At 43.1% G+C, this 22574-nt stretch carries 24 protein-coding genes and 1 pseudogene; all 25 read right to left on the bottom strand.

All coding sequences use genetic code 11. The annotated features are described in order from the left end of the window. Positions 1–69: 69 nt before the first annotated feature. Complete coding sequence (locus DXA13_RS16495) at positions 70–660, bottom strand: 4Fe-4S binding protein (protein ID WP_118246098.1); 591 nt, start codon at positions 658–660, stop codon at positions 70–72. Then, positions 650–934, bottom strand: a complete 285-nt coding sequence (locus DXA13_RS16490) for a 4Fe-4S binding protein (RefSeq protein ID WP_118246096.1) — start codon at positions 932–934, stop codon at positions 650–652. The genes DXA13_RS16495 and DXA13_RS16490 overlap by 11 nt, the downstream gene beginning before the upstream one ends. A 47-nt stretch (positions 935–981) precedes the next feature. Beyond that, positions 982–2397 (bottom strand): oligosaccharide flippase family protein, encoded by a 1416-nt coding sequence (locus DXA13_RS16485; RefSeq protein ID WP_118246094.1) that lies wholly within the window; start codon positions 2395–2397, stop codon positions 982–984. 49 nt (positions 2398–2446) lie between these two features. After that, positions 2447–3628, bottom strand: coding sequence for an O-antigen ligase family protein (locus DXA13_RS16480; protein WP_147348046.1), 1182 nt, complete (start codon positions 3626–3628; stop codon positions 2447–2449). A gap of 94 nt (positions 3629–3722) precedes the next feature. Then, positions 3723–4585, bottom strand: a pseudogene (locus DXA13_RS16475) (fumarate hydratase). A gap of 11 nt (positions 4586–4596) precedes the next feature. Next, entirely contained in the window at positions 4597–5100 is a 504-nt protein-coding gene (locus tag DXA13_RS16470) for a fumarate hydratase C-terminal domain-containing protein (RefSeq protein ID WP_118246090.1), read from the bottom strand. A gap of 15 nt (positions 5101–5115) precedes the next feature. After that, entirely contained in the window at positions 5116–6267 is a 1152-nt protein-coding gene (locus DXA13_RS16465) for an HpcH/HpaI aldolase/citrate lyase family protein (protein WP_118246088.1), read from the bottom strand. Positions 6268–6269: 2 nt separating this feature from the next. Further along, a complete protein-coding gene (locus DXA13_RS16460) occupies positions 6270–7163 on the bottom strand; it encodes a peptidase (RefSeq protein ID WP_118246086.1) in 894 nt (297 codons plus the stop codon). Positions 7164–7169: 6 nt separating this feature from the next. Continuing rightward, a complete protein-coding gene (locus tag DXA13_RS16455; protein WP_243009193.1) occupies positions 7170–7907 on the bottom strand; it encodes a thiamine pyrophosphate-dependent enzyme in 738 nt (245 codons plus the stop codon). A gap of 20 nt (positions 7908–7927) precedes the next feature. Further along, on the bottom strand, positions 7928–8290 hold the full coding sequence (locus DXA13_RS22045) for a thiamine pyrophosphate-binding protein (protein WP_243009192.1): 363 nt from the start codon (positions 8288–8290) through the stop codon (positions 7928–7930). Between the two features lie 13 nt (positions 8291–8303). Further along, positions 8304–9263 carry an aldo/keto reductase gene (locus DXA13_RS16450; protein WP_207662183.1) on the bottom strand — a complete coding sequence of 320 codons (960 nt, stop codon included), beginning with the start codon at positions 9261–9263 and terminating at the stop codon, positions 8304–8306. Between the two features lie 12 nt (positions 9264–9275). After that, positions 9276–10622, bottom strand: a complete 1347-nt coding sequence (locus DXA13_RS16445) for an MmgE/PrpD family protein (RefSeq protein WP_118246084.1) — start codon at positions 10620–10622, stop codon at positions 9276–9278. A 13-nt stretch (positions 10623–10635) separates the two neighbouring features. Continuing rightward, a complete protein-coding gene (locus DXA13_RS16440; RefSeq protein WP_243009195.1) occupies positions 10636–11769 on the bottom strand; it encodes an ATP-grasp domain-containing protein in 1134 nt (377 codons plus the stop codon). 183 nt (positions 11770–11952) lie between these two features. Beyond that, positions 11953–12642, bottom strand: coding sequence for a hypothetical protein (locus tag DXA13_RS21300; RefSeq protein WP_207662182.1), 690 nt, complete (start codon positions 12640–12642; stop codon positions 11953–11955). Between the two features lie 20 nt (positions 12643–12662). After that, positions 12663–13151 (bottom strand): hypothetical protein, encoded by a 489-nt coding sequence (locus tag DXA13_RS21295; protein ID WP_207662181.1) that lies wholly within the window; start codon positions 13149–13151, stop codon positions 12663–12665. Positions 13152–13190: 39 nt separating this feature from the next. Beyond that, a complete protein-coding gene (locus tag DXA13_RS16430; RefSeq protein ID WP_118246080.1) occupies positions 13191–13973 on the bottom strand; it encodes a sugar transferase in 783 nt (260 codons plus the stop codon). A gap of 63 nt (positions 13974–14036) precedes the next feature. Beyond that, positions 14037–15209, bottom strand: a complete 1173-nt coding sequence (locus tag DXA13_RS16425; protein ID WP_118246078.1) for an acyltransferase — start codon at positions 15207–15209, stop codon at positions 14037–14039. 25 nt (positions 15210–15234) lie between these two features. Continuing rightward, a complete protein-coding gene (rfbC, locus tag DXA13_RS16420) occupies positions 15235–15834 on the bottom strand; it encodes a dTDP-4-dehydrorhamnose 3,5-epimerase (protein WP_118246076.1) in 600 nt (199 codons plus the stop codon). Between the two features lie 26 nt (positions 15835–15860). Then, a complete protein-coding gene (locus tag DXA13_RS16415) occupies positions 15861–16961 on the bottom strand; it encodes a DegT/DnrJ/EryC1/StrS family aminotransferase (protein WP_118246074.1) in 1101 nt (366 codons plus the stop codon). Between the two features lie 245 nt (positions 16962–17206). Next, on the bottom strand, positions 17207–17833 hold the full coding sequence (locus DXA13_RS16410; protein ID WP_118246072.1) for a hypothetical protein: 627 nt from the start codon (positions 17831–17833) through the stop codon (positions 17207–17209). Positions 17834–17903: 70 nt separating this feature from the next. Continuing rightward, complete coding sequence (locus DXA13_RS16405) at positions 17904–19010, bottom strand: LCP family protein (RefSeq protein ID WP_243009191.1); 1107 nt, start codon at positions 19008–19010, stop codon at positions 17904–17906. After that, the gene (locus tag DXA13_RS16400; RefSeq protein ID WP_118246068.1) at positions 18943–19641 is read right to left on the bottom strand and encodes a CpsD/CapB family tyrosine-protein kinase; all 699 of its coding nucleotides are present in this window, start codon (positions 19639–19641) and stop codon (positions 18943–18945) included. Before DXA13_RS16400 ends, DXA13_RS16405 begins: the two co-directional genes overlap by 68 nt. After that, a complete protein-coding gene (locus DXA13_RS16395) occupies positions 19634–20416 on the bottom strand; it encodes a Wzz/FepE/Etk N-terminal domain-containing protein (protein ID WP_347559897.1) in 783 nt (260 codons plus the stop codon). Before DXA13_RS16395 ends, DXA13_RS16400 begins: the two co-directional genes overlap by 8 nt. A 129-nt stretch (positions 20417–20545) precedes the next feature. Continuing rightward, on the bottom strand, positions 20546–21280 hold the full coding sequence (locus DXA13_RS16390) for a CpsB/CapC family capsule biosynthesis tyrosine phosphatase (RefSeq protein ID WP_118246066.1): 735 nt from the start codon (positions 21278–21280) through the stop codon (positions 20546–20548). Positions 21281–21591: 311 nt separating this feature from the next. After that, positions 21592–22434: a tyrosine-type recombinase/integrase gene (locus tag DXA13_RS16385; protein WP_118246064.1), complete on the bottom strand. Its 843-nt coding sequence runs from the start codon at positions 22432–22434 to the stop codon at positions 21592–21594. Between the last annotated feature and the right edge of the window lie 140 nt (positions 22435–22574).

Below are 22574 nucleotides of genomic sequence, written 5' to 3'. Positions count from 1 at the left end.
TGAATCCCATAGCAGATATCATGCCTGCTTTAACGAAATTATATTACATCGGAAAGGATTTGGCTATATTTATTCTCGTGTTCCCCTGTGTTTTAACATGCAGATTCCCTGGGTCATGGTTCCCATCGGACAGTAGACGCACCAGGAACGCGGTTTGAAGAGAATCATGGTAAGCAAACCAAGTATTGTAGACGTCAGCATAACACTATAGAATCCAAATGCGAACTGAGCAACCCATGGTGCAATCACCGTACCATGATAGGCAAAATCCCATGGAAACCTGATGGTCCAAAGCACCTTCACAACAGCTCTCATATTGGACTGACCAGCAGACACGAGATATGTAGTGAAGAGCATATTTACAAACATTATCAGAAAGAATGCCAAGAAACCATATCGAAACCATCTGCTCTTAACAAAAGCAGGTATATCTTTTTTTCTTGACAGGCCAAGCCTGTTACCCAGCACTTCCAGCAGCTGCCCTCTTCCACAATAACGGTTGCAGTAATGCTTATTCCCTTTCACGACGGCAAACATCAACGGAACGAAAAAACAGATTAATCCTGCCCATGCAAAGAGGATATTCACAAATCCAAGTACAAGATATATAAGAGACGCAATCCAAAGGTATTCGTACCAGTGTTTTTTCCTATTTTTCATCCATTTTCCCCTCCTGATCTGCCGCTGTACTCCCTCCATTCGCACTGGAAACCGTATAAATCGAAATCGTAGAGGCGGGACATGCCCTGGCACAGAGTCCGCAGCCGACACACCGGTCCGTATCCACCTCTGCATATATTCCTGATACGACCCGGATCGCCTCTCTAGGACAGTATTTCACGCAGCAGCCACAGGCCACGCAGCCTGTTTTATCAACGGATGCCCTACTTTTTTTCCTGATATCTGTATTCTGATTCTGTACAAGACGATTCATCTTCCACACTCCTGACTGTTCTTTTTAGTCAGTATATGCGAAATGTTTTATTGTGTCGGTGACGAGGTCACATTGAGAACTTTTCGGAACAAAATTTTAATAATACCTGAATTTAAGAAGCAGGCTGCGGCTGTTCCTGCTGCAAAATTAATAACATCTAAAATAAACCGCTGTTGGGCGCATGATATACAGAGCAGAATCAATACGCACAAAACTGCAGCGATGTGTCTGACGTTGTAATGAAGCTTTATTAGCTTCTGCACTCCGATTATGCGGAATATGCACAGTACAATATAGCTGGCTAACGTGGATATGGAAGCGGCATATATTCCGATTCTCCGTATCGTTAACAGATCGATTGCCAAGTTTATAGCCGCAGCACAAACAGTAGTCGTTCCAACTATTTTCGTTTTCTTATACGCTACAAAAATACCGCCCCAGAACGATGATAACGCAAAGAACAGCATACCCATATAAAGGATTGGTATTTGATTATAAGCGGCTTTATAATTTCCTCTGACTAAAATTTTAAATAGGATTGGTGTGATTCCTATTAAAACAGCCAAGAATCCGGCAACAATATTAAACAATACCTCAAACATTGCAGAATAATAAGCGGCGGCGTCCTCATCCTTTGATACGATTGAAGCATTCTCCTGCCATGCCATATTAAAGGTCATCTGGGCGAAATTTAATATAGAAGGGATTTTATATGCGACTGCATATATGGCATTCGCCGCAACTCCCATAAACAAAGTGATAATCATGCGATCTGAAACATTCATCACCCATTGGGATAAACTATTTGGCACCATAGGCCATGAATAGCTTAATAATGATTTCAGCTTTACCCGGCTGATTGCATTCATGTCCAAATATCTGTAAATTCCACTTTTAAAAAACAGAAATACAGCCGACAGAAATTCCGCACACGCAAGCGCGATAACTCCCCCCAGCAGTCCGGTTTTAAGCCCGAGGACCAGAATAATGATTAAAAGAATCTGGCCGGCTGAACTTATGCAGGCGCTGATCGTATAATCTTGGTTCTTTGACAATCCCCTGACTATTTGGCGATTGGCATTCGCTATAATATCGAATAAAAAATAAGCGCAGATTCCTAACCGGATCTCAGCCGGCTGGCTCCTTAATAAAAGAAATAGAATCATCAGCACCACCACAGATACCGGAATAATAAAACCATATATATTGCTGACAATCGACTTTTTTTCTACCTCATCTTTTTGTGTATCGATCAAAAAACGGAATGCAGCCGATTGTATCTGCAATGTCGCCGCCGGCAGCAACAGTGCCACAAGTGTAATTACGAGATCATATGTACCATACTCTGCCTGTGTCATGTATGCGGTCAGAATCGGCAGCGTAATAAAAATAGCAAACTTAGGAAAAAATGTCCCTACTGCTAAAATAATCGTATTTTTAACAAGTGCTTTTTGTCTGTTCATTTCTACATCCAATCCTTTTTATTACCCGTCGGTCCCAGCGGGACCGGCCTTACCAATTCTTATATTTTTTTCGGTCGGCATACACCCCATTAATAATCATACAGGATATCATATACATGGAAAAGAAGTAAATATCATAAAACGGCACTTCAATAAAGGCATATGCAGCCGTAAATAGCTGAATAAAAACGGCAAATATAATCATCCATTTTTCCTGTTCGTTATCTTCCCTCCTAATCACTTTTCTGCTTATAAAAACAGCTTGATACAGGGTAGTTACCAATGGAATCAAATTCAAAATCAAGCCAATTATCCCCGTCTCGCACAGCCATTGAAGATAATCCAGATTAACTTGATGCCATGAATTATAACCATAATCCGTCACCGTTTTAGAGACAAAATGATACCACCCAATCCCGAATAATTTATGCGAATTCCATTCTGAAACAGCAATTGCATATAAAATATTTCTTCCGGAATCGACTGCCTTTCCTTTATTCAGGTTATCAAAAAACTGATACATTCTATAAAACACAGTATTATCTGGATGGGTCATAATATAGTATTTCGCCATTTGAAACATTAGATAAGCAGCCGCGACTGTAAATATGGCCCTGTGCCATTGTTTTCTTGAACCGTACAAAATTAAAACACATATAATAAAAGACAGAACTGCAAGACCAAGGACCCCTTTTTTTCCGACTAAAAACAGGGTGACCGACAGAATAATCACAAGAAAATAATTTTTCACCTTGCCTTTTCTTTCAATCACACGCCACAACAGCAGCCCCGCTATGGAAAAGGATAAGATTCCTGCTACTTCATGGGGACTGTATAAAAGTCCGAAATTATAACCTAATCTGCTGTAACGCATTGCGTTTTCTTTCGCTCCGGTAGGTAATATCGGAAAATAAAGGGATTGAAAACTTTCTTCTGCCGCCAGCTGCAGAAGAACAAAAAAAGTATGAAATGCGGCGATTATGACTAACAGACGAAATATCTTATTGAAATTAAGCTCCGTATAGCTGCATGTCATAGTAAAGAGGACAATTTCAACCATAAGTATCGCATTGCCCCATGCGCTGAAAGAAAATCCGCTGATTGTAACACTTAACAGAATATTAAAACAATACAGCAGCCAGATTCCGGATGTCAGACAGATGTGAAATCTCTTTTGTAAAAGCGTAATTAACAACACCGTTCCCAACAGAATAACCGTTAAAAATTTCATCTGTAAAACGCCTTCAAACAACCACTTATTTGTGCATACCAGCATTAATACAGAGATCGGTATATTCTTTTTATTTATACAAAGCGTCCATTTTCTATCCATTTGATAACTCCACGCTCGCAATTCTAGGTTCAAAACAGCAGCACGGCCTCACACAGACGATTCTCACCCCGCTGGCCCTCTGGGGGCCGACTTTCATAAATGTAGCGAGTACGGTTGTATCACCGCCAAGCCCCAGCGCGCCAACATGTGATTCATTCACCCTGCGTGTAATTTCCCTTTCCATTTCAGACTGATTCTCATAAGTGCCGTCTACCAGCGCCTCCACCATCATAGAAGCCGCCTCATAATGGGAACGCCCTACGCCGACTGCCAGCGTGCACGGGGAACAGCCCAGCTTCGCCGTGGATTCTTTTGCCCAATCTACGATCTGATCGATAACCGTGCTCACTTGGTGCTTATGAAACACTCTATGTGTATTGGCCCGGATCGCAGGACCTCCGCCAAACATCAATACGTGAACACGAAGAACCTCCTGATCTGTACTGCGGATCAGAATCGGCGCCGCCTCCAGCATATCCGGCTTACCAAACATCCCCTCCGACTGAGCGATGCGCTGTGCGTCATTTCCCTTTACGGCCATTGGTCTTCCCGGAAGGTTTTCAATCCTTTCCGAATCCCCTCTTTTATGGACTCAAGGACCCTGCCTGTTACAACGGCATTGGGGCCCGCCTCTACAATCACATGGGGGATACCCGTATCGTCACAAAGAGGGCTGCAGTTCCTTTCCGCCACCTCCGCATTTTCCAGCACGGTCTCCAGGACCCACTTTGCCTGGGCGTTTGTCTCATTCTTAATTGCCTTCTCATATGCCTTCTTTTTATCTGGTAAAAATGTTGAACCGGCCCTGACAAGGGTATCGCATACTTTTTCTACAATTTCCTGATCGTACCCCATAATTCCCTCCATCAATAAATGCTCCTGTTATGAGCGGCGGCAATAATTGCCGGATAGTCCACGACTTTTAGTTCGTAAAGAGCTTCCATCCCTAATTCCGGAAAGGCTGCCAGTCTTTGTTCCAATGTATTATTACCAAGCAATGCTGTCACTGGCGGAATAACGGCATAAACAGCATTTTCCGCTTCCAGCATACGGATGGTGTCCCTGCTGATTTCACCCTTACCGAGATGGATTTTCACACCTGCTTTTGAAAGCCCTTCAAAACTGCCTTCAATCTCCGGCTTATTGCTGGAAGTCGGACCAACTCCGGCAGGGCTGACCGCCGTATGGAAAATCACACCGCCCTGCAGGCAGATTCCTATATTTTCAATTTCACCGGACTCAATGAATGCGCAGACCCTGGGGAGCACGGCGTCCCTGCCGCAGTATATGTAACCTGAAATTAAAATCTGATCGCCGACCTGAAGCTCTCTTGCTGTTTCTTCGCTGATCGGAGTCGTTATTCTTTTCATCTTTATCTCTCCTTCTTATTCTCCTTTTGGAGAGAACAGCTGGATAAAACTGTTTTCATTTTCAATCACGCCAAATGCACGGGACCGCATGTAAATCTTTTTGGCCCAGTTTGTGTGTGGCTTTACTTCGTTCATTTTATTTCCGCTCTCACCTTTAAATACGCCGCCTGTTTCACTTCCCAGGATATTGACTGCATCCTGATACTCTTCCTTCGTAACAGCCTGCATTGCATTGACGTATTTAATATGAGTCGGATGTATGACCGTTCTTCCAACAAAACCATTCGCTTTGTCAAGGACCACTTCTCTCAACAAACCGTCTACCTCATTATTCACAATTGGAATTCTCTTGAGCAGGCAGTCTTCAATATCGTGACTTGGCAGTTGATCGAACATCATCTGCTTGCTAACGCGGAAATACTCCCAGACAGGACCGGAAATGACATAGTCGTTGTTTCTCCCGAACACGTTGATAATATCCGTCAGGATTTCCCGTACCGTAAGAATGTCATAAATGGAGTAATCCACGCCGCGCCTTGCGCCAAAACAGGACGAGAAGTCGGTGGCGCCGACACGGACTTGAAGAACAATGTCCTTATACTTGTCGAGAATCTCTTTGATTCCCATCAGTTCGGTCATTCTGGTTTCTTTAAAGGCCACCTCTGGATCTTCGATAATCGGCATACCATAGAGAATTTCTCCGAATTTTTCGTTTAACTGCTTTAAATAAAACATATAGACATTTCCGTTATGCGCATTAAACTTCGGAAAATTGATGCCGGTCAATGCCTTCACATGATGAGGCGTCAGCTGCTTAGCAAACCTGATAAATTGTTCCTGGCTTCTGACACGGCAGAAAATAAGCGGCAGATCATCATAAGTTAATGATCCGTCATCTAAAGCCGTGCTGAGCACGTCCAGCACATGAATGACGTTTTTCTCCGCCTCTTCCACCTTTCCCTCCGGACAGGCATCCTCGAAACAAAATACCATAGACGTAAGACCTGGTATTTCGCGATTTAGTATTTTCTGCGTAAAATCTTTTGTTCCCGGCATATACATCGTAGCTCCAAGACAATACTGCAAAATTTCCTTATCAGAGTATTTTGAAAAGTTCTCCGGTTCCACTACGAATTTAAAATCCGGGTTATATTTATGATGTTTCATACTTATCTTATCGTCCCTTTCTTGGAGCCAACGGCCTCCGGATAATAGTTGTCAATCATCCTCTTAACAAGGGAAACCTGTTTTGCCCGCTGCCTCGCATCTCTCTCCGTACTGTCCCAACTGTGAGTCGCCGCAACAGACCCTCCTGTTTTTAAGTAAATCGGCGCCGCTACCCGGATCATCTCAGGCACTTCATAGTGACGGATAAATCCGCCCGTAGACTTTGGATTCTCCGTATGAATATCGATGGGAATATCAATTGCCTGACGCATCGCCGCCAGCATCGGAAGCTGGATATCACGCACAGGATTAATGGAGCTTGCCCCCAGCATTTCCAGCACCTTTGCGGAGCAGGGATTTCCATGTCCCGCGTGGGCGGAAATTTTAAAATGAGAATCTGCCGGAATCTCGCCTGCCTTCTTCATTTCATTGAGCACCCAAAGGCATCCTTCATCATAGACAAGGAAGGACTTGCAGCCGAGGGAAGCCGCGCGTTTTACATCCTCGATCGCACGGACGATCTGCTCCTGTCCACGAAGGCGGTATCCCATTCGTACTCCTTCTTCCGTATGAACAGAAGCGCTCGTATCCGTCGTCGCTCTCGGTCCGATTGCCAGAATCAGATCGGTTTCAGCCTGCGCTGCAAGTCTCACCATCTCCATGATTTCATTATCCGTTAACATCATAATCCCTTTTGTCTGAGTGACGCGATGCAGCGGAATACCGTACTGATCCATGGTTTCCAGAAGGGTTTCCATCACTTTTGGTCCCTGGATTCCCGGAACTTCAAAGCGGTACTGCGCGCCGTCCGAAAATCGTTTTTCAGAGGTAGGAAGGTCGTAAGCATCTCCTCTCGGCAGACCGATTGACTTTAAAAATTCCCTTGTTTTTTCCATACACGTTTACCTCAATTCTTTCTGTAATTTCTCTATCAGTTGGTGGCTTTTAAGATGAATCGATTTCAAATCGCTGCGAATACCACTGTGAATCCGCATATCTATAAAAGATGCCCTCCCGCATTCCATGCATTTTTTTATTGCTTCCGTCAAATCCTCTGCATTTTCCACAGCATGTCCGACCGTATAATATCCGCAGCTTTCCGCAATTTCCGTAAAGTTGATTAAATGCCCCGCAGACGGCTGCCCACCTACGGACTCATGTTCTCCGTTATTTAATACGATATGGATAAAATTAGGGAGATTTAATTTGCTGACTGTTGTCATTGATCCCATGTGCATAATCGCAGCGGCGTCGCCGTCCAGGCAGACGACTCTGCGCTTTAAATTGCCTAATGCCAGTCCCATTGCCACAGAGGATGCATGTCCCATAGAACCAATATTAAGGAAATCCCGTTCATGTCCCTCTCTCCAAAGTTCCCTTTGGCAAAACAATTCCCGCGTCGCTCTTCCTGTGGTCGCCGCATATAACGTATTCTCTGGTAAAGAACGCAATACAATACTGATCGCTTCTTCACGGCTCAGCGGATAACGATTATCCGGTTCGTTTTTCTTTTTTTCAGTTAAGACGCCGTTCGGAGCAAGCAGCGCAGTCGGAATTCTGTTTTCTCCTGCATATGCCGCGGCCCAGGTAATATCTGTATTCGCCGTGTTATCCGAAAGAACGCGATAAGGAATCTCCATATCATCCAGCAGACGCTTCGTCAGTCTCCCTGCATCGTATGCTGCTCCCTCTCGGCATCCTCAGTTCCTGGTTCTCCCCGCCAGCCGATCAGCAATATCATAGGGATTGAATACACATGCTTATCAGCTAAAGATACCAATGGATTAAAGGAATTCCCCATTCCGGAATTCTGCATATATACGAGAGGAATCTTTCCCGTACTCAGATAGTATCCTGCCGCTAACGCGACAGCGTTCCCCTCGTTTGCAGTAATCACATGATCCTGTACAGAATAATGTAACTTTAGATAATTACAGAACCCGTTCAGGTAAGAATCCGGAACGCCTGTAAAAAAGGAAACATTATTTCTTTTTAATGAATCAAAGAATTGTTCTATAACCATATCGAATCCTCTCTCAGCCTTGGTAGTATTTGAAATATTCAGGCGCATCGTGTTTGCAAAGTTTCCATGCTTCTGAGAATGCGGACAGAATACGTTCAGGAAGCGGTCCCTGCTGTAATGCCGCAAGATTCTGCTGAAGCTGGCTCATTCTGGAAAATCCCGCAATCAATCCGTCTCCCCGCTCCCCGCTTAACATGGAATGGTAAGCCATCCAGCGGTAAGCCGCGGCGGCAATATCAACGTCTTCTTTCCTACAGGCCTCTTTCACCAGACCGATGCCATCAAAATAAGACTGTTTCCAGTAACGGTTTTGATAATTTGGACGGTAAGTAAATCTGCCCTTTGTTGGACCGTCTGCAAAACTGCCGTATTTATTTGTAAGCATCCCACCCGCCAGAGGATTGTAAGCATGGAATCGAATGTGATAGGCATTTAACGCTTCGTTCAGCTCGTTCTCAGCTTTCCTGCTCAGGGGGTTGTAAAGGCCTTCATAAACCGTTGGCAGAACCCATTCACGTTCTTTACAAATGTGATACACATAAGATACCAGCCATGCCGGGAAATTACTGAGTCCCAGTTCTTTCAATTTCCCTTGTTTATGGAATTCGTCACAAGCTTCTAATGCGGATTCTATCGGCGTGTTCCGGTCAGGAAAATGCAGATACAGAATATCCACAGAATCAACGCCCATGCGTTCCAGGGATTTCATGAATTGTAAACGCACCGCATCGCCGTCCAGCCTTCCTGTAGCCCTCGGATTCGCCTTTGTAGCTATCTTTACTTTATCCGGACCCAGCTGCTTCAAGCACATACCGATTAATTCTTCGCTTCTGCCTTCGTTATAAACATAAGCCGTATCGATTTCACGGTAACCGGAATCCAGAAAATTTTTCACGATTTCGCTCACGTCATCTTCAAACAATTGCTCCCCGAACGTCATCGTTCCCAGTATCAGATTTATTTGTTTATTCAAAGTCACCCCTCCTTAAATAACATCGAAAAGTTCCATATATCTATGCTCAAAATCGGAACAGATATCAATGATCTGTTGGATTCGTTCCTCCGGCATACCGGCATACCGCGTCAGCATCCGGAATTTATCTTCTACTTCCTCTTCTGTTAAAGGATTTTCAGGTTCGCCCTTAGGAAAATCGACTTGTTTTGTATAGCAGTTTCCATTTTTCGTGTAAACTTCACAAAGAGCTGTCGTAACCTTTGGAAAAGCTGCCGTCATAGTCTCATCCTCATAGACCTCGACTTTCTTTGTCAGTTCCCTGACCTCTTGTGTTTGAATAATTTCGTTATCAAATTCCCTCATGCCGGCTTTTCCATAGATGAAAGCGACGGCGGCGCTGTATGGAATACTCATCTTTGCCGACGTAATCCCCATGATTTCCGTATGGTCATGTTTTTTGACCGCCCATTTATATGTACGTACGACAATTTTCTGAACATCCGCCGGAATCAGTTTATATTCATTCTTTATATCAATCATAGCGCCAATCGCAGGATGGCAGTATCTGCAGGCCGCAAATGGCTTAATGTAAGCCTTTTCCACGGCATATGTATCCAGATAAAGAGGCGCTTTTATTTCCACCTCATCCAAACCTGTCATCTGTTTTATAAATCCCTGGAATCCCTCCAATACATCATCCGGAGCACGATATCCGCTATAGCCCAGCAGAGAAGAGTAATATCCATTCAAAGCTGCTTTCGCCACATTATACGGCTTATAGTCCGATCCGTCCTCAAGCGCTTTCAGGCTGCCAGAAGCAGCCAGAGCAGCCGCCGAAAATCCGTCCTTTTTCTGTCTCTTATTAAATTTCAACAGATACGCAATTGCCATAGCAACTCCTATCGTTCCACACGTGCCGGTGGCATGATAACCGCGCTCTTTATGTTCCGGCTGTATCGTAATTGCCATGGTAAACGAAGTCTCATAGCCCATAACGACTGCTTTCAAAAACTCTGTCACCGGAATTTTCTTATGGCGTAATAATGGAAGCAGCGCTGTAAATATTGGGGAACCAAGGTGAATAATTCCCGTATTTGTTCCATCATCGAAGTCAAGGGCATGTGCGTTAAGGCCGTTAATCAATAATGCTTTTTCAATATTTACTGTTTTATTCAACCCAATCAGCGGGCTGACGCCTTCTATATCAATAGCTGCATTCAGTATTGCGCTCGTCTTATCTTTCGTGCTCGCAGCTCCAGCAATCGTAACTCCCAGATAATCGAGAATCAGCTGTCTGACCTTAACGGCAACATGTTCAGGTATCGTTTTCTCTGAAAATCTTTCCAGATTATCCAGAAAAGTATCCGTATAATTCATTTTACTGTCTTCCTTATTTATTATTTTCTTGCATAATGCGTTTCACTTCAAAATCAGGATATAACATATTTTTTCCGTCTGTATCAAAAACCTTCAAAGCGTCTTGTACAAACTTGATTGTGTCCGTCAATTCAGCCTCTGAATCGCACACACAGTAACAAATAAATTGCCTCTGTTGTAAAGTACCGTTTCTCGGTATCGTATCGCCGGCCTTGTGCCTGACATCGATATATACCACTCTCTCATCTGCAAGGACTCGATTTACACCTTCTATCCTTCCAATAGTTCCGCCTTTACTGAGTATAAATAAAATACATGCGCGCTTTCCCCTCAGGTTGGCATCAAGCATATCGAGACTATACAAATCCATCTTCCCGGTCAATGCATATTGTGTCATCAATTCCATATCGTTAAATTTATTGATTTTTGACACAAACCGGTATACCGCACCGCCTCCCAGCCTTAAACCACATTCAAAGAAATAAAATTTTCCATTTGCAAACATCCCCTGAAGAAAAAAGGCTCCATTACAATACCCAATAGAACGGAACATTGCGGATATCTTAGGCATTTCAGTATCAAGATATATTTTTGTTTCCTTTGCCGGGTAAATGGAGGCATCTGCAAGGGGCAATAAATCTTTTTGGGTTTTGTTCAATGACTTTGTACACAGTGCGCTGAATCCATACTCACCATCGATTGCAAACATCGTAGCTGAAAATTCTTTTCCAATGAGATATTCCTCAATAATCACCGAATCAGAGGGTGATTTCTCCATCGCATCCTTGTATCCGCTTTTTAATTCCCGGATGTCATTGCATATATGTACTCCAATACTTGCAGAACAATCTGACGGTTTTACGATCAAAGGATAGGAAATTCCGATCGATTTGTTTTGTTCCAGGCAATCGCTGTATGAATATTCCTTTGGCGTTAACAGGCCAAATCTGGTACAAAGTTTTTTAAATTCAGCTTTATTCTGGAATATCTCCCACTGCTCTTTCGTATGATAACATGGCAGCTTCAGACGCTCAGCGGCTTCCCGCACCGCCGCAAGATTAATTTCGCTCACTCCGCAAAAGATGCCATCTATCCCATTTTTTTCAGCATAACGGCACACTTCGTCAATATCGACGGTGCTTATCATCGCATGTTCATTTGCGACCTGTTTTGCCTCCGAACGCTCAGGAGGAATATAGTCTATTACATAGACATACGCTCCTTCCGATTGAGCATATTTTATAATATCTATGGAACTGATACTATTTCCTAAAATCAGTAATTTCTTTCCTTGATACCTACCCGGCATATTCCCATCTCCATAACAGAATTAATTGACCACAACTTTTACATGCTCATAAATATGATTCACAAGATCATTCATCTCATTTTTATCATCAAATCGCAAAACTAATGTCCCGATTGAGAAATTAGCCGCTGAAAATTTATGTACCTCATCCCCCGGTTCCACCCATAAATCTGTCTGGTAAAGATGATCCTTTACAGAATTGTCAGCAATCAGTTCTTTAAACACGCCGTCTTTTTCGCTGTGCAATATAATTTCCGCCCAGTATCCATCATAAACCGGATCGGTCATAGGTCCGACCGGATCACCGACAGCGGCCCGAACAGCGTTTTTAATCAATTCTGTCCCTGTGGCGAATTCCAAAACTTCTGCCAAACGGTTCCCTCCGCCTCTTGGCGTACATTCCATAATATAAGGCTTCCCATTCGTTCCCTCCCTGGTTTCTACATTATAAATGGAAGTATTTAATTTTAAGAGCCTCATCAACCTCTGCAGTTCTGACCGCAATAAATCCTGGCTATCCTGGCTCATTTCGCAAGGCCATGTAAACGCGCACGGCGCATAAGGGTTATCGGCATTTACATCAAATTTCTGATTGTTAAAGGAGGCAAATACCAACTCTCCATTTACACTAAAACATTCCGTATCAGAAGAATCCCCATTTTTTTCGATGAATTCCTCAATGATAAATTCTCCTGTAAAAGAATAGCTCAACGCATATTCGATACTTTCCTTCAGCTTCTTTGGGTCGTCGACTCTGGTGACCCCTTTGCTCCTGCCGAATCAGTAGGCTTAATAATGACCGGCCAGTCATACCAACCGGCATCTTTGAGAGCCTCATCGACGCATGTATATCCCTTAGCCTTTGGGACATGAAAGCCATGATCTGTTAAAAACTCCCGAAATAGCGCCTTATTCTGCATAATCCTAACTGACTCATAAGGATGGGTAGGCAATCCCAGATGTTCAGCCACATAAGCTGCAACTACAACTCCTGGATCGCAGGCAAATGACATAATGCCGTCTACCTTTAATTCAACTGCAAGATTTAAAACTGCTTCCTTGTCTATAATACTCACATTATGATATTCATCAGAAAATTTGTGCGCTACATTATCCGGCAGATAATCACAGGTGATCGCATAATAGCCAAGTTCATGTGCTGCCCTGATAACCGGCAGAAGGTATCGTGACCCGCCCAGCAAAAGAATCTTTTTCATCATTTATACCTTCTTTCATCTAAATATAAATGCCCTTCATTTTCATCCGACTTTTTTCTCCATTATAAATTCATGAAAAGCACGTTCAATGTACTCTTGTGGAACCTGCTCGTAATTAATTACAACTGCGTTTTCGTCATATCCCATAAAAGTTCCGCGCTTAGCGCCAGCTCTTGCAGCAGAGTTCTTTCTGTCAAACGCAAACCTCACTAAATTGATTGCTAATTTGCAATCAGTCAAAAAGCTTATATTCTCCACATACCATACATCGTTTTCAAATTGATCCTGCCAGGTGAGAACATGATCCAACCGGCCACGCGGCGGGCATTCCAAACCTGGTCTGACGGCAAGGCGCATTTTATGTCTATTACTATATCTTTCCAAATATTGCGGTACCAACGGTCTTGGACCTATCAGGCTCATGTCTCCTTTGAGTACAGACCAGAAATTTAATAATTCATCCAACGACGTTCTCCGGACAAATGTTCCCCATTTTGTGACTCTCTGACTGGCTGGCAATAATTCCCCGTTTTCATTCATTGTATTGCGCATATTTCTGAACTTCACGATCGTGAAGGGCCTGCCATCTTTTCCTATTCTCTCTTGTGAAAAGAAGATAGGCCTGCCCACATCAAAAAACGTAATGATGCCAATAACAAAATTGATCGGTAATGTAACAATTAATGCAGTCAAAGAAACCACTATATCAAGCAAACGCTTTATGTATTTCGAGTATAAATTTTGTCTTAAATATACTCCCTCCAATTTTGCATTAATTGCCGGTAATCGATCTTCTGCTAACCAATCGGCTATCTGCCAGCGCATGTATTTTGTTAATTGGGATCGGTCTGTCTCAGCCTTTTCTCTAGCTCCATCCTCTCATTCCTCCTAGCAGCTAAGACACTTCTTTGAAAACTTGTTCCGCATAATCACCCTGATACCAGCATTCACACACCATGCAAAAACAATACTCAACAGAAGTGTACTCAAAAATCTTGTACCTGTGTGATAAATAAGCCAGTTTTTCAGGCTCTTACTGACAATTCCGGCTATAACTGGCAATCCTTCGTACACAAAGGCATGCGTCATATATAATTCAAAGGAGATATCCCCCAGAAACTGCCATCCTCTGCCTTTCATACATTTGGAAATAATACCCATATCGCTGTTAAATGCAATCATTACTAATACAAATGGAATGGACCAGATCCATGCACTCCATACAGAACTGGAAATGAAGTAATTTATCGGGAACCACACGGTCAGCACTATGAAAGCAACCGTTTCAAGCACACTTTTATTCCATGTACTGATCCTTTTCTGTATTTCCGGCATGCTTTCGCAAAGCAGTACCCCAAGCATTCCCTCACCCAAAATGCGAAAATATGGATTTACATAGGTCAAATATAGTCTGTATTCTAAAATTCCTTTCACATCAACAATCATACAAATCGTCAGCTGTATCAGATAAATCAACAATATAGCCCTTCTAAGTCCCCGAAGAATATGGCGGTATTCACTGCTTCTCTTATTTGCGTATTTATCATTTAACTGGGCACGCTTTATCTTTCCTACAACAAAGTATCCGATCACATAGAACGCAAAGAGTACGGAAATGTACCAAGATGGACCATGGAAGGAATAAAACACCTCTTCAATCGGAACAAATGCCTTCAAAAGCAGCAGATTCAATATGATGCTTCCTAACCAAATCGGACTTCCTATTACCATACTTCCGTTTACTTCGTCATTTAAAATAAATGAACACCCTACCGCCAGGATAAACACAAATAAGGCCAGGGGATACAATCGTTTCAGTTTTCCTCTAATATAATCTTTAAAGGGCATATCCCTCCATGTGTAAGCCAGAAGGAAACCAGACATAATGAAGAAAAACGATGTACAGCGGGATCCATATTTCAAAAAACAGTTATAGAGCTGCTGCCAGAAAAGACTGCCTGCATCTGCCAGATATGAATTATGGTGGCAGAAAATTCCCAGTGCACATACGCCTCTAAGGGCGTTATACGAAATGATGGTTCTTCTCTTTCTATTCTCCATGCCTTTCTCCCCTGTAGTCTGTAATTTAAAACACAAACGTACTTTTGAGTCCAAGCCACTTCTGGTCTTTATCACTAAGAATAAGCTCCGTACCGTCTAAGCAATACCCCTTAGCAGAGGCCGTACCAGCATATTTTCCAGTGACATACGGCCACTCCACACCGATCTCCGGATCGTTCCAGGCCACGCCGCCTTCGTCTCCCGGATGGTAAAAGTCAGTACACTTGTAACAGAACACCGCTTCTTCTGTAAGTGTGAGCAAACCGTGAGCGAATCCCTCTGGAATATAGAACTGTTTTTTGTTCTCTGCTGAAAGCTCAACACCGTACCATTTTCCATAGGTCTTACTATTTCTTCTCAAATCCACTGCAACATCAAACACTGCACCTTCCAGCACTCTTGCCAGCTTACCCTGCGGATATTGCTTCTGAAAATGAAGCCCGCGCAGCACACCCTTTATAGACTTAGATGTATTTTCCTGGACAAATGTCATACCCAGTCCGGCTTCATGCATATCGTTTTGGTTATAAACCTCGAAGAAATATCCCCTCTTGTCTTCAAAAACAACAGGTTCAATCACATACAGCCCTTCGATCGTACATTTGGTCACTTTTATTTTTCCCATAATATTTCCTCATATCTTCTATGTAATCAGTTAAGAATTATGTCACAGATTCGATCTACGTCTTCAACGGTCAGGTCTGCATACATCGGAAGTGTCAGCACATGATCTGCAATATGGGCTGATACGGGCAGATCCACACTGCCATATGTATCGGCATAGCAGGCCGCCCTATTGACGATCGGATAGAAATACTTACGGGCATAGATATTATGCTGTTCCAGCTCCGCCTTAATCTGGTTACGGTTCTTAAAACCATCGAATACCACCGGAAAATAAGCATAGTTCCACTTCAGATCAGCAGGAATTCTGTTCAAAATAATCCCTTTTTTACCGGACAGTCTCTCATAATATCGATTAGCTGCTGTTTTACGCTTGGCAATCTCTTCTTCAATATATTTCAGATTACAGATACCGGCGACTGCTTCAAATTCATTCATTCTGGCATTTGTACCTATATAGTCAATATCTTCCTGGGAAGTGTATCCAAAGTTGACAATCTTCGACATAGCCTTGAACAGTTCCTTATCCTTATAGCTGATAATTCCCCCTTCTATGGTGTGGAATACCTTTGTTGCGTGAGTACTGAACATAGCGGCATCACCAAAATTGGCAGCACTGATTCCTCCCTTAGTAACGCCAAATGCATGAGCTGCATCATAGATCACGAATAAATTATGCTTTTTGGCGATTTTACTGAACGCCTCATCATCACACAGGAAACCATATACGTGGGTTGCAACAATAGCCACCGTATTTTCAGTGATTTTTTCTTCAATCAGGTCTGCATTCAGGGTATAGTCATCCTCTTTAATGTCGCAGAACACAGGGGTCAGCCCATTTCTGACGATGGCATGAATCGTGCTGCAATGTGTATACGCAGTCGTGATCACTTCACCTTTCAAATATAGAGCATTCAATGCGACTTCCAGGGCCACATGACCATTTGCAAAAAGGTACAGGTTCTCAGTATCCAGATAGGACTTCAGCATTTCCTCAAATTTGATCGATGCTGCGCCGCGGTTGGACAGCCATCTGCTGTCCCATACAGGTTTCAGCTCGGCCATATATTCCTCAAAAGGAGGCATAGATGACCTAGTCACATTAATTCTGTTCTCATTTGTACTCATAACTGTTCTCCCCATTATTTATTTGACTTACTCTGTTTCATAATTTATATATCTAAAAAGTTCAACTGCAGATATATACAGTTAGAATCTTAATCATTCTTATTCATGCGATCCCTGACAGAACTATCCTGTAAATTTTAGCCAGAGGTTCATCATCCATTCTTAAAAATTCAAGCTTAACATTAAGCAGTTATCTGAGAACGGCCTTGCGGCCGCCCTCAGTAAACCTTTGCCAACTGCACAAATTACTTCTTGTAAATTACCGTATAAGTACCGGAACCGCTGATATTTACTGTCAGCTGTTTCGTTGCGAAATCAACCTTTATCGGCTGAATCACTTTCCACTGTCCAGTTACATTATCGTAGAATAAAAGCTGAACATCATTCAGATTCTCTACGAGATTTGCAACATACAGTGTAACCTGTACTTCACCTGTTGCCACATTCTGTGTAGCAGCATCCTTAACAACTACTGCCTGTGTTTCCGTCAAAGCCGCATAGCCGCTCACGTCAACGCCGCTTACTGCTGAAGCCAGTTCCGTGCCTTTGTTAATGGCATTAATCGCTTCTACAGCTGCAGCCGGTAGTCCTGCTGTTGCAGCTTCTCCTGTTGCGAAACTGAGACTCTTATCGCCTACTGTTGCGCTGTTGGATGCATTACTGCCGCCCGTCACAAAGCCTGTAGGTCCCTGGCTTGCCGATGAATTGCTCGTAGAGCTTGTTGAACTGCTGGAGCTGGATGAGGAACTATTCGAAGCATGTCCGCCTGAACCTGATGATCCACCCTGGATACTCCCTGCTGCCAGTACGCAGAATGACTGTGAGGCCACAAGCGCCATTGCCAGCATAATCCCTGCACATCTCTTTTTCATGTTACTTCACCTTTCCTTTCCTTTTGGCTTTCCGCCTTTTATCAATAAACAGCATTTCTGCTGATTACTGTCATCTGATTTCCTTATAAAACAGGTCCAGAACAATCTGTTTTGAAGCTTCTATATCCGGATGGTATTCGTCAAATAATTCTGTTTCTACGCCCTCGCCCGGCAGCATGATGAAATCGCTGTTTCCCACACTCTGCCTGCTGTTTAATACGGCCAGTCCCATATCCATGTATTGGTCCTTTGCCATATTGGTAATCATATGATCCTGGATATCATTCATCATGCGTGTAATCAGATTTTGATCCCTGGCAGCAGTTTCTTTTGATTTACTTATAAATGCTTCTATATAGACCATCTGGCGGCTCATACGGCCAATTGCCGTCTGCGGTTGATTAATATCCCGGTACCGCACGAATAGTTCAGCCTGGCTTCCATTCAGCGTAATTGTTTTCCCTTTTGTCATTTCAGGGTCTCTCGCTTCCATGCCGCTTTCTTCGATCGTAACCTCCACTCCGCCAATTTCATCATTCAGTATGGGGATCATACTGGTATTCACGGCCATGTATCCGTCGATTTTCAGGCCTCCCAGCAGTTCGGATACTGCCTCCTTTACAAGCTCACAGCTCTTCTCCCGCCCATCACCATATGCAAATGCAAGAGTCAAATGCTGCTTATCTTTTCCCAGACTGTTTCCTGATAAATCATATAGGTTAATATCTGTCATCGTATCTCTCGGAATCATCAGTATTTTGACCGTATCCCTGGCCATGTCCTGTGCTACGAGGAAAATTCCGTCTGCCTGTCCAGCTGAGCCGATCACCTGGCTTTGTTCCATTTTTCCGGCTGTATCCACACCGATGCATAAGATCGCCCTCACAGCTGTATTTCGTCTGTATTTTTTTTCACCGTACTCAACCGTTCCGTCCTTCTTATTTTCTGCAAGCCACAGTTCTTCCGTTTCTCTCCTGGCCGACACAGCCCGTTCCGCTTCCTTTCTGGAACCGTAAAGGCTGACTGTCGTTCTGACAAACCAGACTGCAAGCACTGCCGTCAATATCATCCCAATGACGATTACTGCCCTTTTCTTCATCCTTGTCATTTTAATCTTCTTTTCCATAGGAGTAATACTCTCCATACTTGCCGTAGTAATGGTAATATCCGCTCTCATGGATATTCACCTTATTCAGCACTACACCGAGTATTCTACAGCCGCTCTTTGAAAGCTGCGTCTTTACCTTCTGCAGAATACGGTAGCTGATTGCCCCGCTCTCTATCACGATGACTGCTCCGTCACAATGCTGGGAAATTACCGCCCCGTCGATCAGATTGCTCATAGGAGGCGTATCGATAATCACATAATCGTAATATTCTCTTCCCCTGCTAATCAGGTTTCCCATGAGGTTTTCTTCCAGCAGTTCCGCCGGATTTGGGCAGAACGGACCTGCAAATATCATGCTCAGGTTCGGAATATTCGTCTGATACACCACTTCTTCCATCTTCTTCTGACCGCTCAGATACTGGGAGAGGCCGTCAACCGCTTTTCCCAAATGATACCTGGATGCAAGAACGGATTTACGGATGTCCGCATCGACCAAAAGCACCTTTTTGTCCAGCTGTGCAAGGGAGGATGCAAGGCTGAACGACGTTTCGCTTTTCCCCTCATTTGGAACAGAACTCGTCATCATAATCACCTTTAAATTTCTGCCAGAAAATTGTATGTTGGTACGGAGCGTCTTAATCGCTTCTTCATACTGGTAATCCTTTACCTCTAACCGGTTCAGACGTATTTCATTATTCATCGGTCTCTGTTCCTCCTGACTTCTTTCTGGATGTGCCTGCTTTATTTGTACTGCCTATTTTATCTGCATTGCCTGTTTTATTTCCGCTTCCTGTTTTGCTTATTGTTCTTCCGCCCGCTTTTACGTTCCCGCTCTTGCGCTTCTGTTTCGACCTTTTGTCCCGATCTGCAGTTCTCACGGGAACTACTGCAAGCACCGGCAGGTCGAGGTATTTCTGTACATCCTCTTCTGTCTTAACCGTATCATTTAAAACGACCCGCAACGTAATTGCACCGCAGACGAGAAACAGTCCGATCAGACCACCGATTGCCGCGTTTCTTCCATTTCTAGGACTCGTCTTTTCGGTCGCTACTTCTCCATCTTCAATGAGTTTTGGAGGAATCATTTCCATGATCTCTCCTATGTAATCAGAGGCAGTAGACGCTACGTCGTCGACAATTGCCTTCGCCATATATGGATCCGGGTCCTCAATCGACAGGGCCAGAATTCTGGTATTGTTTGGATTATCAATTTTCAGCTTTTTCTCCAGTTCCTTGTAGTCCATATCCAGTTCCAGATGAGCGATTACATCCTGAAGAACCGGCCGGCTTGTAATCATAACTTTATAGTCCTGCGTCAGCTGGCTGCCGATCTGAAGATCGGCCAGGGAAGCAAGTGTTGTCTCCTTCGAAAGTACATATAACTTGGCTTCGGACGTAAATTGAGGGGTCAGGATCAGCTTGCTGTAAGCACCTACGGAAACGGCGCCAATTAAAAATGCAGCAAAATGACCCACCACCGCTTTCTAAATTCAAAAAACAATTCTCCTAAGTCAATTTCAATCTCATCATTCTCTTCTTCATGTGGTCTTTTCATTTCAATTTATCCTTCTCTGTTTACCCTTTCCCTTTATTATGTATACTCGTCAGTTCAGAAACTTGTTTTCCAGCATGGAAACAGGATTTCCCCATACTAGTCTGTCGGCCTGTCCCTGATCTACTTTTCTGTAAAGCCAGCCAATACCCTCGGTTACCTTCGGAGGGCGGTAATCCATCCTGTGCATATCAGTTCCCAGGAAGTGAATTTGATCCTCTAAAATCATTTTTCTGCACCACCTTCTGTCTGCCAGATGACGGAATCCCATAAGGCTACCATAATTCATCTGCATACACGCACCGGCTTTTGTAAGTTCCTCGACAGCGCCCTCTGTCCTAAGGCTGCGGTAACGTTCAATATGAGCAAGAATCGGAATGTATCCGGCGCCTATAAGCTTTCTGACTGCCCTGTAAATTCGGTTATAAGAAGCGCTTAAAGAAAATTCCACCAATACATATCTGGTTCCTGCCATAGTCAGAATTTCCCCGTTTCCCAGCTGATCCACAGTACTTTCGGCATAAAAAATTTCCTGACCAGAATAAATCTTAAAGTCGTCGGCAATTTGCTCAGCGATTTTTTGAACCTCTTCTGTCAGGATTTTTATAGACTCTGGCTGTATTTGGTGATTCCTGTAATGATAGTGAGGCGTTGCAATTATGATTCTGATGCCTTGAGCATATGCCTTTAAGAGCATAGCCCTCGTTTCCTGCATGTCTCTGGCACCGTCATCAAGCCCAGGCAATATATGAGCATGAATGTCGATAATTTCAGCTGTTTCATTCAACGTCCGTTCTCCTTCGTTTTTTCCTGAAAAGAACAGCCCATGTTTCACTACAGAATGTTTATTATGTTGTTACATTTGTTGGAAATAATCAGTGACGCGAAAAAAGTACTTAATAAAATGCAATCTGAGATATGATTTTCGTTTGTTTAAACCTTGCAATATCCAATATTTGGTGTTATGATGTAGGAAATTGTAAAAATAAAGTCAATTCTAGAAATATCAGCCTATTTCATACAACATAATAAACATTATGTCGTAAAATATCAGTCTATTCTATACAACATAATAAACATTATGTTATTATGTCTATTTCACAAAACAAGCTTCATTTGTTCAATCTGTTTCTTATGTTCTTCCCCTGATGTCATAATATAAATTCTTGTCGTGTTTACATTGCTGTGTCCCAGAAGATCTGCAAGCTTTGCTATGTCTTTTTCCATTGTATAATAAGTTTTGGCAAATAAATGGCGCAGATTATGTGGAAACACTTTGCTTTCAGCTACCCCTGCTTCCCTGCAGAGCGATTTCATCTGCCGCCAGATATTGCTCCTGTCAAGACTCGCCCCTCCTTTTGTTACAAATACCTCTCCTTGAATAATACCCTGCTCTTTTATGTATAAAAACAGCTGATGGCGCAGCTTCTGCGGCAAAAAGACCTGACGGTATTTCCCTTTGCACTCAACGCGTATAATTCCTTTCTGTACGGCGTCTACTGTCACGTAAGACAGTTCGCTCACACGAATTCCAGTGCTGCAAATCGTCTGTATAACGAGCCCAAGACGATCTCTCTTCAGTTTTTTTGCCGTCCTGATCAGGCGGAAGTACTCCTCCTTTGTTAAGTCCTTCTCTTCCGGACAATAAACATTTCTCTGCTGTTTTAACTGTTTCACTCTGTATTGATGATATCCTGTAAAATCCAGGTAGCTGTTGATCGCCGACAGGATGGAATTTACGGTGCTTACAGAATAGCAGTCTGCCAGCCTTTCCTTATATTCGATCACAATCTCTTTTGTAACCTCTCTTCCATTCAGGAACCGATTAAACGTCCTTAAATCCCGTATATATTTCTCTATTGTCAGTTTTCTTTTCTCTTCTTCTACCAAATGATGCATGTAATCATTCAAAATCGTCTCCGTTATTATGCAGCTGTCCATGATGATATCCTCCCTTGTTTGAAAACCAATTTGAAAGTAACAATTTATTTTTCAGTATATCACAGATAAATAATTCAACAATTATCCATTATTTTCCAGTCACTACCTGATATATTTAAAATTGGCTCCTTTTTCTTATA

Source organism: Clostridium sp. AM58-1XD, from assembly GCF_003464085.1.
Lineage (GTDB): Bacteria > Bacillota > Clostridia > Lachnospirales > Lachnospiraceae > Lachnoclostridium_A.
This window is presented reverse-complemented; position numbering and strand designations above follow the sequence as displayed.

Excerpts from the sequence above, each read along its gene's own strand:
- DXA13_RS16495 (WP_118246098.1), bottom strand. The coding sequence starts at position 660 with ATGAAAAATAGGAAAAAACACTGGTACGAATACCTTTGGATTGCGTCT.
- DXA13_RS16490 (WP_118246096.1), bottom strand. The coding sequence starts at position 934 with ATGAATCGTCTTGTACAGAATCAGAATACAGATATCAGGAAAAAAAGT.
- DXA13_RS16485 (WP_118246094.1), bottom strand. The coding sequence starts at position 2,397 with ATGAACAGACAAAAAGCACTTGTTAAAAATACGATTATTTTAGCAGTA.
- DXA13_RS16480 (WP_147348046.1), bottom strand. The coding sequence starts at position 3,628 with ATGAAATTTTTAACGGTTATTCTGTTGGGAACGGTGTTGTTAATTACG.
- DXA13_RS16470 (WP_118246090.1), bottom strand. The coding sequence starts at position 5,100 with ATGAAAAGAATAACGACTCCGATCAGCGAAGAAACAGCAAGAGAGCTT.
- DXA13_RS16465 (WP_118246088.1), bottom strand. The coding sequence starts at position 6,267 with ATGAAACATCATAAATATAACCCGGATTTTAAATTCGTAGTGGAACCG.
- DXA13_RS16460 (WP_118246086.1), bottom strand. The coding sequence starts at position 7,163 with ATGGAAAAAACAAGGGAATTTTTAAAGTCAATCGGTCTGCCGAGAGGA.
- DXA13_RS16455 (WP_243009193.1), bottom strand. The coding sequence starts at position 7,907 with ATGGAGATTCCTTATCGCGTTCTTTCGGATAACACGGCGAATACAGAT.
- DXA13_RS22045 (WP_243009192.1), bottom strand. The coding sequence starts at position 8,290 with ATGGTTATAGAACAATTCTTTGATTCATTAAAAAGAAATAATGTTTCC.
- DXA13_RS16445 (WP_118246084.1), bottom strand. The coding sequence starts at position 10,622 with ATGAATTATACGGATACTTTTCTGGATAATCTGGAAAGATTTTCAGAG.
- DXA13_RS16440 (WP_243009195.1), bottom strand. The coding sequence starts at position 11,769 with ATGATAAGCACCGTCGATATTGACGAAGTGTGCCGTTATGCTGAAAAA.
- DXA13_RS21295 (WP_207662181.1), bottom strand. The coding sequence starts at position 13,151 with ATGATGAAAAAGATTCTTTTGCTGGGCGGGTCACGATACCTTCTGCCG.
- DXA13_RS16430 (WP_118246080.1), bottom strand. The coding sequence starts at position 13,973 with ATGCGCTGGCAGATAGCCGATTGGTTAGCAGAAGATCGATTACCGGCA.
- DXA13_RS16425 (WP_118246078.1), bottom strand. The coding sequence starts at position 15,209 with ATGGAGAATAGAAAGAGAAGAACCATCATTTCGTATAACGCCCTTAGA.
- rfbC (WP_118246076.1), bottom strand. The coding sequence starts at position 15,834 with ATGGGAAAAATAAAAGTGACCAAATGTACGATCGAAGGGCTGTATGTG.
- DXA13_RS16415 (WP_118246074.1), bottom strand. The coding sequence starts at position 16,961 with ATGAGTACAAATGAGAACAGAATTAATGTGACTAGGTCATCTATGCCT.
- DXA13_RS16410 (WP_118246072.1), bottom strand. The coding sequence starts at position 17,833 with ATGAAAAAGAGATGTGCAGGGATTATGCTGGCAATGGCGCTTGTGGCC.
- DXA13_RS16405 (WP_243009191.1), bottom strand. The coding sequence starts at position 19,010 with ATGAGAGCGGATATTACCATTACTACGGCAAGTATGGAGAGTATTACT.
- DXA13_RS16400 (WP_118246068.1), bottom strand. The coding sequence starts at position 19,641 with ATGAATAATGAAATACGTCTGAACCGGTTAGAGGTAAAGGATTACCAG.
- DXA13_RS16385 (WP_118246064.1), bottom strand. The coding sequence starts at position 22,434 with ATGGACAGCTGCATAATAACGGAGACGATTTTGAATGATTACATGCAT.